This window comes from Vibrio neptunius (assembly GCF_000967495.1).
GTDB classification, from domain to species: domain Bacteria; phylum Pseudomonadota; class Gammaproteobacteria; order Enterobacterales; family Vibrionaceae; genus Vibrio; species Vibrio neptunius.
On record NZ_JXXU01000005.1, the window covers coordinates 25,621 to 36,537 of the forward strand.

Annotated in this window: 11 protein-coding genes and 1 pseudogene; 3 read left to right on the top strand and 9 right to left on the bottom strand. The window is 43.7% G+C overall.

All coding sequences use genetic code 11. From position 1 onward, the window contains the following. Positions 1 to 669 precede the first annotated feature (669 nt). Positions 670 to 1,173 (bottom strand): lactoylglutathione lyase family protein, encoded by a 504-nt coding sequence (locus tag TW84_RS02790; RefSeq protein WP_045974159.1) that lies wholly within the window; start codon positions 1,171 to 1,173, stop codon positions 670 to 672. 215 nt (positions 1,174 to 1,388) lie between these two features. Between TW84_RS02790 and TW84_RS02795 the strand changes: the two genes are divergently transcribed. Together TW84_RS02795 and TW84_RS02800 are read left to right on the top strand one after the other, a co-directional pair. Then, a complete protein-coding gene (locus TW84_RS02795; RefSeq protein WP_045974160.1) occupies positions 1,389 to 2,219 on the top strand; it encodes an HDOD domain-containing protein in 831 nt (276 codons plus the stop codon). Between the two features lie 106 nt (positions 2,220 to 2,325). After that, positions 2,326 to 3,219, top strand: coding sequence for a LysR family transcriptional regulator (locus tag TW84_RS02800; RefSeq protein ID WP_045974161.1), 894 nt, complete (start codon positions 2,326 to 2,328; stop codon positions 3,217 to 3,219). Here the strand turns inward: TW84_RS02800 and TW84_RS02805 are convergent. Further along, complete coding sequence (locus TW84_RS02805) at positions 3,216 to 3,773, bottom strand: VCBS domain-containing protein (RefSeq protein WP_240478134.1); 558 nt, start codon at positions 3,771 to 3,773, stop codon at positions 3,216 to 3,218. The genes TW84_RS02800 and TW84_RS02805 overlap by 4 nt on opposite strands. 324 nt (positions 3,774 to 4,097) lie before the next feature. On the opposite strand from TW84_RS02805, the gene TW84_RS02810 reads away from it, so the two are divergent. Continuing rightward, positions 4,098 to 5,201 (top strand): DSD1 family PLP-dependent enzyme, encoded by a 1,104-nt coding sequence (locus tag TW84_RS02810; protein WP_045974162.1) that lies wholly within the window; start codon positions 4,098 to 4,100, stop codon positions 5,199 to 5,201. A 76-nt stretch (positions 5,202 to 5,277) separates the two neighbouring features. On the opposite strand, the gene TW84_RS24305 is transcribed toward TW84_RS02810, so the two are convergent. The 7 genes and pseudogenes from TW84_RS24305 to TW84_RS24525 form a co-directional block, all read right to left on the bottom strand. Beyond that, positions 5,278 to 5,436: a hypothetical protein gene (locus tag TW84_RS24305; protein WP_157633999.1), complete on the bottom strand. Its 159-nt coding sequence runs from the start codon at positions 5,434 to 5,436 to the stop codon at positions 5,278 to 5,280. Between the two features lie 395 nt (positions 5,437 to 5,831). Next, positions 5,832 to 7,709, bottom strand: a complete 1,878-nt coding sequence (locus TW84_RS02815; RefSeq protein ID WP_045974163.1) for a PhoX family protein — start codon at positions 7,707 to 7,709, stop codon at positions 5,832 to 5,834. Between the two features lie 590 nt (positions 7,710 to 8,299). Next, the gene (locus TW84_RS02820; protein ID WP_045974164.1) at positions 8,300 to 8,689 is read right to left on the bottom strand and encodes a hypothetical protein; all 390 of its coding nucleotides are present in this window, start codon (positions 8,687 to 8,689) and stop codon (positions 8,300 to 8,302) included. Then, positions 8,689 to 8,913, bottom strand: a complete 225-nt coding sequence (gene yidD, locus TW84_RS23925; RefSeq protein WP_084720177.1) for a membrane protein insertion efficiency factor YidD — start codon at positions 8,911 to 8,913, stop codon at positions 8,689 to 8,691. The genes TW84_RS02820 and yidD overlap by 1 nt, the downstream gene beginning before the upstream one ends. A gap of 2 nt (positions 8,914 to 8,915) precedes the next feature. Beyond that, positions 8,916 to 9,131 carry a DUF4177 domain-containing protein gene (locus TW84_RS02825; protein WP_045974165.1) on the bottom strand — a complete coding sequence of 72 codons (216 nt, stop codon included), beginning with the start codon at positions 9,129 to 9,131 and terminating at the stop codon, positions 8,916 to 8,918. A 272-nt stretch (positions 9,132 to 9,403) separates the two neighbouring features. Further along, positions 9,404 to 10,387, bottom strand: a complete 984-nt coding sequence (locus TW84_RS02830; RefSeq protein WP_045974166.1) for a PoNe immunity protein domain-containing protein — start codon at positions 10,385 to 10,387, stop codon at positions 9,404 to 9,406. Continuing rightward, positions 10,384 to 10,917: pseudogene (locus tag TW84_RS24525) on the bottom strand (hypothetical protein); the annotation flags it as partial. The pseudogene TW84_RS24525 and the gene TW84_RS02830, both read right to left, overlap by 4 nt.

Sequence of the window (10,917 nt, forward strand, 5' to 3'; positions counted from 1 at the left end):
TACCATTTTCATTCCGTTAAATAATAATAACCACCCAACTACTGTTTGTTTTAAAATTAAACATACAAATCATTAAAAACACCCAAAAATATGATTTAGGTCCTAAATTTTGAAAATGAAATGTAAAGGTTGTTGATTATTTATAATAACAATTTCTTACAATAAATCACTCAGTCAGAAGAAGATGGGAACCGCTAGTTTTTTATCAAAAAATAAATGACATAACCATCAGTGATATTCGGAAGACGCATTTTGAGTACAATAGGTAAAATCGGCCCTAAGTAACCAGCCACCTGTATGATTAACCAAGGAGTTAATCGTATTGCTAACAAAGCAAGGTGAACTTTAAACGCAAAACAAAATGTTTGACGAAACTTGCCTATTGCGACTCGCAACTGGTTGACGCTTGCTGTCTGACAACGCGTTCGCAGACATGCAACCTCATGACGTTACGAGCGCCTAGTTTTCCGAGAGGTTATACAGGGGGATATGCATCATTTGTGGTAGGAGATGGTACTGACAGAGCGAAGCTAATCGCTGTTCTTGATTTCTCGCCTAAACTGGTCAATCAGGACGACCTCACATCAACGATGAAATCGTCCCTTGCTCAATAAACCATGAAAGTGAACCCATCGTCTATTGCGGGTTCAGCTCATGTCACTCATTCACTTACTGATAAGCGCCTGCTGAGTAATGCAGTTCGTAACTGTGAGAATAGATTTCTAGAATGTTGCCGAACGGGTCTTCCATGTAGATCATACGGTAAGGCTTCTCACCAGGGTAATAGTAACGAGGAGCTTTCATACGCTTCTTACCGCCTGCGGCAACGATTTTCTCTGCCAGCTCTTCGACATTAGGGTCCTGAACACAAAAGTGAAAAATTCCTGTTTTCCAGTATTCAAAATTGTCCTCTGGATTTTCCTGATTCTTGAATTCAAACAGTTCAACCCCGATACGATCGCCTGTTGAAAGATGCGCAATACGGAAACGTTCCCACCCTGCACCAAACACGTCAGTGCACATTTCACCAATGGCAGAATCGTCTTCGACAATTTCTGTGGGTTCCATAATCAGGTACCAACCTAGTACTTCAGTGTAGAATTTAACCGCGGCTTCTAGATCTGGTACAGAAATGCCGATATGAGAAAAATTACGTGGATAGGGAGTAGACATGTAGACCTCTTTTTTGCTTTTTGGATCGCGGACGTTCCCGCTTTGTTGAAATCCATATTAGGCAAAAACAAGATAAATAAAAAATTATCAATTATTTTTATTTTAATAATTTTTTATTATTAATATATTTTCCAAACTTCTTGGTTTCCAACTTTGTATGAAACTAATTTACTGTTCTATAGTATCTAAACTCATCAACAAAAAAGGAGAGTGCCATGAGTCAGGCGGCGCTAATTTCTCGTCTTAACGAGTTACCTAGAATTCAGAAAGTACTCCAAGAACTGCTTGATATGGTCAATCAGGACGAGGTTGATTTTGGCGAGCTATCGAGAAAAATCGCTACCGATCAGGTATTGAGTGCTCGATTGCTCCGTATGGCGAATTCTGCCCATTTTGGCGGCAACAAAACCGTCTCTTCAGTTAACGAAGCCTTGCTTCGTGTCGGTACAGGGCCAGTTAGAACTCTGGTGGTCGCATCGGTACTTTCTGGTGCTTTCCCTAAAATCAAAACACTAGATATGGATCAGTATTGGGAAGACACCTTCGAGGTTTCCGTTATTGCCAGCAAGATTGCTGACGAAACGGGGATGGATGCCAATGAAGTGTTCACTACCGGCATTCTTCATAATATAGGCGAGCTGATGATTCATACCTTGGTGCCAGATGCAGCGGTCAAAATACATCAACGTGCGGAGGCAGGAGAAGACGCGATTTCGGTGCAAGAAGAAATCTTGGATATTGGCGCCCCGACACTGGGCGCTAAATTAGCGAAGACTTGGAAGTTCCCAGACCCAATGGTAGACGCGATTGCTAATTATCACGATCCTAGGAACGCAGAGCTCTCTCCCAAAATGGCAACCACACTGCACTTTGCCCGCTCGATACACCGCGATTGGGATCAACTAGACAGCGATGACGCCAAAGCGCGCTATCTGGCAGAGCATCCAGACTCTCGCTTACTTCATGTATCCGCCACCTTTGCACCAACCATAGATAAGTTTCGTGGAAACGGTAGGGATCTCGCCACTCAACTCAATGCTGCTTAGCCCGCGAATAGCGAGGGAATGTACCTCGCTATTTTACTCACACTACCCAAATTTCACGTTATCACTTAGACTACTAGTAATAATTTTTTGTTATTAAAAGATGACGATGCTAAATCCGCTGTGGCTGAAAACCTTTCAAACACTCATCGACACTGGTCACTTCACTAAAACCGCTGAAAGGCTGTTTATGACACAGCCAGGGGTGAGTCAGCATATTAAAAAGCTTGAGCGAGCATGCGGCCATACGCTTATCGCCCGGCATCACAAGACTTTTGAAATCACAGAAGCTGGGCAATCTGTCTATCACTATGCTCGACAAATCGAACACCAGCAGGCTGAGCTGATTGATTCACTGAATATTGAGGACCCTTATTCTGGTAGTGTGTCGCTTTCCTGTTCAGGCGCTTTGGCATTGCTGCTCTACCCGCCTCTGCTTAATTTACAATGTAAACACCCAACACTGGTTGCGAAACTCGAAGCCGCTCCACACCATAAAATTTTGGCTGATGTACTCTCTGGCGAGTGTGATATAGGGATTGTCACTCATATTCCTTCCGACTCTCGCTTTGAATCAGAAACACTAGGTATTGAACCTCTTTGCCTGATGCTACCTGCCAGCCGTTCAATAAAAAATGCCACCCCAGAGGATTTGAAAGCGATGGGGTTGATTAAGCATCCTGATGCTTTCCACTATCTCTCTCTTTACTTTGCCCAATGCGGGGAACCTTTGCTAGAGAAGATCAACATAGACGAGCTGCCAGTCACAGGGTACGTCAATCAGTTAAGCCAGATACTGTTGCCTGTCGCCAAAGGGCTCGGCTTTACCGTCTTGCCAAAGAGTGCTCTCGATTCATTTCCAGACAGGGACGATATTGCCATCTATCATGCGAGTCATGAAGTGGTAGAAACCTTATACTTCCTAACGAAAAGACATCGTCAGTTACCGCAACGCTTCACCACCATTATGAAAGAGATTGCGAGTCACTTTCACCCCGACTAACCAACCGTGATTTCTGTGGCTAATTCATCAATCACAGCACCACCCTCGACGCCAATCAAAGTGAGTGTAATAGTGATAGGGTCGCCCGCATCAGAGTATAGGGAGAAGCGCTCAAGCTTACGTTCGCCCTGCAGTAGAAATTGCGTCTTAATGTTGTAGACTGAATAGTCCCAGTAGCCAGACTTATCAATACTGAGCGAACCGAGCGTATCCTTACCTGCGCTCACACTGTTTGGATCGAACTGAGTCTGACGACGGTATCCACTTGAGATCAGAAGCCGCCCAGAATCCATCAATAACGGAGAGAGAGCCTTGGCTGAAAGCGATTGGTCCTCCTCCGCATACTCAGACACTACTTCTTCCGATCGCATACTGAGCATTTGACTGAGCCTATCTCTTACCTCTTGAGGAAGAATCGACAACAGTGGCTGTGAGCCGAGGTGAATTGCTGCTGTTCTTTGGGCACGAGACAGATTGACGTCGGTAGTCAAAGTATAAGAATCTGTATGGTTTACAGCGCCTCTAGAACGATGTGTGTGAGTTGAGTGAGCCATAACCTTCTCCTATTTTCTTTGATTACGCTTGTCAAATTAGAACGCAGTTTGAATCAAGCCTGGTCATTGAATAACGCAAACCACGTGCCAAAAAATAGGAAATAGAGATAAGCATAAAAGTGCATAAAATTCATTATGATAGAAACTGGCAAAATCAGAGCACAATCTGATTCTCAATATGAAATGCAAAACACAACAAATGTTGGTCGCTCATTTTCATTTTGCTAATCGCCCTAACCTCGCCATATTTAACAATTTTTTTAATCAATCTAATTGCCAGGGTGTTACCCTGAAGCCGTTCAACAAAACAACAAGTGTGAAACAATGAAACTAGAACACATCAATACACCTGCTTTGTTTATCGACCTCGACACTGTCGAACATAACTTGGCGGAGATGCAACGCAGAATAAATCAGCTCGGCTTAACCCTACGCCCCCATACAAAGGCACATAAAATCCCACAACTGGCCCACAAGCAAATTGAATATGGGGCACAAGGCATCTGTACCTCAAAACTGGGTGAGGCAGAGGTCATGCTTCAAGGTGGTATCAGCGACATCCTTATCACAACGCCTATTGCAGGTCAGACTAAGTATCAACGCCTGATTGATCTTCATATCCAATACCCCCAAGCGACCCTCTATCAAGTAATCGACCACCCACAGCATATAGAATCGATCGCAGAACTTGCGCAACAGGCTGGTATCAGCGTCAATCTTCTGATTGAAGTAGAGAGTGGCCAACAACGATGCGGAGTGGCAGTAGGACCGCAGTTACTCGCCATGATAGAGAAAGTCGTCCAAACTCAAGGGGTCCATTATGCGGGTATTCAAGCGTACAGCGGCCACTTACAGCTCATGAAAGGCTTTGAACAGCGCCAACAGCAAGCGCGTTCTGCTGTCTCTGAGCTGTTTGATTTTATCGACAACCAATTAAAACCTCGTGATCTTGTCCCCGCAATCATCAGTGGCGGGGGGACTGGCACCTATCAAGCTTATCAAGGGCTAGCGTACACTGAAATCCAAGCGGGCTCTTACGTGTTTATGGATAACGCTTATCGCAATATTGGCGATGAGCAAGATGCCCATCTCAATCAACAGTTCAACTCGGCACTCAAAGTGTTAAGCACTGTGATTAGTCAACCAACACCGCAACGCGCTGTCATCGATGCGGGTATGAAATCACTTTCCATTGATCTCGGAATGCCAATTGTCGATTCTCGTCCCGATCTCACCTATCAGTGTGGTGGAGATGAACATGGTATTGTTCATCTTAGTGACGGCAATCCACTGAACATCGGTGAAACGCTCGTTTTAACTCCAAGTCACTGCGATACAACGCTGAACAACTTCGACTATTTGTACGTAGTGAAAAAAGGTGAGATTGTCGATAAATGGAAGATAGCGGGGCGTGGTCGCTCAGACTAACTCTATTGTCCATTTCTGACATCAAAAAAGGAGCCGTAGGCTCCTTTTTTATGCGATATCTATCAATGGATGGCAGTTATGCTTCTAATACGTCTTTTCCAGCGACTTCTGCTAGAAGAAGCTGATCCGTTTCATCCAAATGCATACCAAACAAAGGCAGGCCATGTTGGCAGACCCAACAAGCAAAGAAAACAAGGATACCCAGAGTAACAAAACCGAGAACAATCATAGCCAAACCTCCTCCTTGGTTATCAACATACGTACCGATAACTTAAGGTGTGGCGTCGCCGGAGCGATGAGCTAAAGGGCCTTTGTAAATACTTTATTCTTCGACGCTTTCGATTGATTGTCAGTAATAACATCACTGAGACATGCATACCGTTTACGGACAATTTTTCGTATCAGCTCTGTGAGTTTACTCGGGGCTCAACACCTTTCAATTATATGGGTACGTTTCCACTATAGTTATACCGTACAAACCGAACAACAACATTAAGTGGTTAGCGGCCACAAGATCACAGTTTTTATGCCTATTTACGCATATTTATTCTTGCACGTCGGTTGAAAGTGCAAAAAAAGGGGCAAATAGCCCCTTGAGTAGTGCAATATTCCTGAGTGGAATAGGTTTATCTATGCGCCAATCACACCGCCATCTTCGCGAGTGATTGCCATGATTGTCGAGCGCGGCTTGCTGTTTCCACCAGCCGGGAAATGTGAAGGTGCGCCTTTCTCACCTGGATGCTGAACACCGACAAACATGGTTTTGTAGTCCTCTGAGAACGTCAGGCCAGTGATTTCACATGCTACTGGGCCCGTTAAGAAACGACGAACCTCACCTGTCATGGGGTCACCACACAACATCTGGTTGTTGCCCTGACCGGCAAAATCGCCTTTGTTTGAGTAGTTCCCATCGGTTTGAATCCACAGACGTCCTGCTTTATCAAATCCAATACCATCAGGGCTATTGAACATGTTGTCTGCATGGATGTTGTCGCTACCTGCATAAAGGTTGCCTTTATGTACACTTGGGTTGCCCGCAATCAGGTACAAGTCCCATTCAAACCCTTCGCTGGTATGATCGCCACCTTGTGGTATCCAGCGAACAATCTGACCATAATGGTTTTCTTTACGTGGGTTAGGTCCACCCACTGGCTGACCTTCTTTGACGCCACGGTTTTTGTTATTGGTCAAAGTACAGAAAACATGCTGGTTGTCAGGATGGACAGCAACCCATTCTGGACGGTCCATTGTGGTTGCGCCAACCTGAGTTGCCGCTCGGCGTGCAAAGGTCACCACTTCGGCTTGATCATGGAAGCCATTTTCTTTGGTTAACCCATTTTTACCATGTGTCAGCTCCAACCACTGGCCCTTACCTTTCAGTTCGGCGTCATCCATCTCGAATTTGGCGACATACAGTGTCCCTTGTTCCAGTAGATCGCGATTTGCCGTGTTGTTGCCTGGCTGATATTTGTTCTTAGATACAAATTTGTACAGGTGCTCGCCACGCTCATCATCACCCAAGTAAACCACGACATGACCGTCTTTATTGATCAGCAGCGCAGCATTCTCATGTTTGAAGCGGCCTAACGCGGTACGTTTAAGCGGTGTTGAGGTCGGGTCATTCGGGTCGATCTCAACCACCCAACCAAAGCGGTGTGGCTCATTAGGATGTTTAGCCACATCGAAGCGTTCATCAGTATCATGCCACTGGTATTTGCTAGGCTTGGGCGCAACGCCATAACGTGCGTGATCGTCAGAGACCTTTGTGCTACCGCTGGTACCAAAGTAGCCATTGAAGTTCTCTTCACATGTTAGGTAGGTACCCCATGGTGTTTGACCATTCGCACAGTTGTTGAATGTACCTAAAGGTTTCATACCCGTTGGATCTAGCTTGGTTTTCATTAAATCGTGACCAGCCGCTGGACCTGTGAGCTTCATTTCGGTCGCCGCCGTAATTCTGCGGTTACGTTTGCCATTTTTGTCCAGCTTCCACTCACCACCAGACTTGACGATTTCAAATACAGTCACACCGTGAGCGGCCTGCGATTTCATCACATCATCAGCGGTCATCGCTTTACCGCCATGATCAAATAGGTACTCGTAGTTGGTGTATTCATTGTTGACCGCAATGACAGCACGGTCTTTCGTGATTGGGAATAGGCTCATGCCATCCGTATTATCACCAAACTGGCGCTGTTGGGCTTTTGAGTCTTGCTTACCACTTGGATCAAACTCTGGCGCATCGGCAAAGATCGGATCGCCCCATGATAATAAAGGTGTGGCTTTATAGCCTTTTGGCACAATAATCGCATCTGATGTAGAGGCAGGAACCGCGTCAAAATTCAGTAGTGCGCTTTTCTTGCCTGCGGCAAATGCCTTGGTAATTGGGTTAAGCGACAAAAATGCACCTGCACCCACTGCTGCGGTACCAGCCAGAAAACGACGACGAGACAATCTCGCCTCGATCATTTGGCTGAATTGAGAATCTTGCTCATCGCGATTCCACATTGCTGACTCCTTGCTCGAGTATGTTTTTTATTAATAGCGAGCAGATGATAGAGAGTTAAAATGACATTCGCGTTAAAGTATTGTTTCTATTAGATAAAGGCGGTATTGCAATTTTATTTTAATTGCATTGCAATCCCATTAAAGTGAGCTTACGTTCACTTTTAATAAATAAGGTATGGCGTACATACAAGAAAATGTGATCTAAAACCTAGCGATGTTCTAATTTGGTCGCTAAATTAAATCTTGTTCATGAGGAACTTGATTCACATAGGCTCAGAGACGAGCAAGCCAATAAAAAGTGAGGGAATATCATGAAGAAAATGAGAAGAGCGCAACTTCATCGTGTCCGAATTCAATATTGGAAAGACGCCAAAAAAGACACAAATAAGAAGTAACGCGCATCCTTTTAGCCTGTTAAAGCAGGCTATCAACGTCTAAGCTGGCAATTTTTTGCCAGCTTTTGTGCACTAGACACACAAACCTTATCCTTACACAATATAGAACGTCAAAGTCTGGCTGCTAACGCCGCTTACGCGTTGACATCTCTGAGATCAGAATCCTAGATGAGGCATGCTTTGGGTAATTGCCCGCTAATCTCTTCGTACATCATTAAAGATTTCACAGGAGAGTTTATAATTGTGTTGTCTAGCGATCTTCTGCGAGAAAAAGAGTTGAGGAAGCTCATAGATGGTGAGTAATGCGAGGATAAAAAGCGCGCTTGTGTGGCCGAGAAAAAGACCTATGATACTGACCGTTAGCAAGATCAATTCAAGTGCAAACAAGGCATATTTACCTAAGTAGCAGTGGTGGAAACCACCTAGAAAAAACCAGTTCAACGTCGCATAAGTGTCTGGGTCTTTAAGCTTCTTAGATTGTCGCTCAAAGAATTCTTTTTTTTGGTTTTCAGGTAATGAATTCACCTGCTTTCTTAGCAGTTCTTCATTTTTTTCTAACTGTTCAATTGGCTCAAATAAGCGCATTACGGCACCTCATCACGTATTTTTTCAATGAGGTCAGGTTGGTTGCATCGTTTAATCCTTTCTAAACCTAGTTTCCAACCTTTTATCGCCCCATACTTTGCAATGCATTGTTTTGTGTATTCAGAGCATGTCGGCTCAAAATTACATTCAATATTTAACAACTTCTTTGATCCACCGCTCGCTTGATAGCGATGGATCAATGTCAAAGAAATATACTTAAGCAAGCTTAGCGGCCAAGAGTAATAATCACAGCCTCACGCTTCCAAAACAACATAAAGCGCTTCTGTTCAATGACCTGAAATACAACCTGCCAACCGTCTTGTACATATTTATTTAGATCGGCTTCCATTTTTTGTACAGGCAATCCACTTGCACCTAGTAGTACCGTACCACAGCCGCCTTCTACAACGTGAACCACTTTATATTCTGTAAACTTTGTCATTTTTCCAACCAATTATTCAATGAAAAACAGTATGTTATATCATGTTAACTAATGCATCAAGACGAGTATTCAATATTTGCTGTAAAAATCCGTTCTATCACACTTTGTAGGCAGACATTTAAATATAAAAATACAGCTTACCCCACATTGAGTAATAGGCTTTACACAACAAGACCCGATGACTATACCCACCTCACTGTTTCAAACAAGGGCTAAATAAATACATGACGTCAACACGTCATCCACAGATTAAAATATAAGATTGGGGGGATTCAAGACGTCTGTAATACCCAGAAATAAGCGGTGTCATTATCATCTTGTATCGGCCCGGGCATTGTTTCCCCTTGTTTTAGAGAGATAACGTCCGAAGTCAGGTTAGATTGCCATAACCCACTAACTGGGCAGGGTGTTTCAGGAAAAGCAATGTAAATGGGTGGTAGCTTATCTTTCGATAGACTTTTATCAAAGCCCTGTTTGCGTGCTTCTGCTACCCAATCTTTAGGGTAATAAGGCAAATGGCTGTAACTGCTATCGTCTAAATCAAATAGCAAGGTCACCATGGCAGCTTCCAGTGACCAGTAACCAAAGAAATTAGCGACAGGTCTTTTGTGTCTACCGTACCAATAGCAATCTTTCATGCCTTTATACCAACCACGAAGGTAAGCTTTTACACTTTCTTCACGCTCTTTTTTGCTTGGTTCGAGCGGCCCTGTTTTTATCGCGTTGTACAAATGCTGATAGCTTTTAGGGAAGACCAATGCTTCTTCAGTATTGTCGGGGATACCGTGCACATTAAACAAGCGGAACAACTGCGCCATACAAGCCTCGCCACTTACTTCCGGTGATGTGCCATATAGGCGAGTAATGGTTGATAGATATTCTGTTTTGCCCGTTAGCGCGACAAAACTTAAGCACCATAGCAAGAATTGAAAGGAGTCGGATTCCCAGAAGAGATAATTATCATTAGTGAAGTCTGTTTTATGCCTTTCTAACTCTTTTAGAGCAAGTTCTGCAAGTTCAATCACATTCGGCATCAAACATCCGCCAGAGTAGCTCAAAATCGCATGTTCAAAACGTGCAAGCGTGATATCCCAACTAATTCCTGAGCGTTTTTCTAGAGTTCTTGTCAGATCATTCACTTTCATATAACGCATTGATTTATCTGCAAAGAAATACGCATTTAGTTCATCGAATTCAGCTAACTCCAATAAAGGGTCTCGTCTTTTTTGCGCAAATTTTAAACTGCTTTCATTCATAATAATATTTTCCCAATAGACTTTGCTGAACAATCTAATTTTGTAATGTTTACCACTTTTCCTGATTCATCAACAATCATCAACCAACGTTGATAATCGGAATCTAGCACGTCATCAGCTTGAGACATGCTTAGTTCTGCTCTTACCCTTGGCTTGATCCATTTGTCACTCATCTGTTTCGCAGACTCATAACCTTTGCTTCCTTTCGTTGTAGTCAACATGGTATCTCTTGCGATACCATCGCGATCAACGTATTTTCCAGTTTCAGTTCGGTACTTGGTTTCAGTAACAACATAGGGCGGTGGCGGATTGGAATTTTGATAAACCCCGTCAATACCACGTCCACGAGGTTTGTCTGTCATCTTCCTAACCTGCCGGTTTTCAGGTAACAAGTTAATAAAGCCTCGCGTTTTCATATGGTGATCGCTAATAATCTCACCATATATCCCTTTTTGGATGTTTTTCATCGAACGAATAATATGGGGATCAATCTGAGCAACGCTATCATCAAGTCTATGGATGGATTTAGT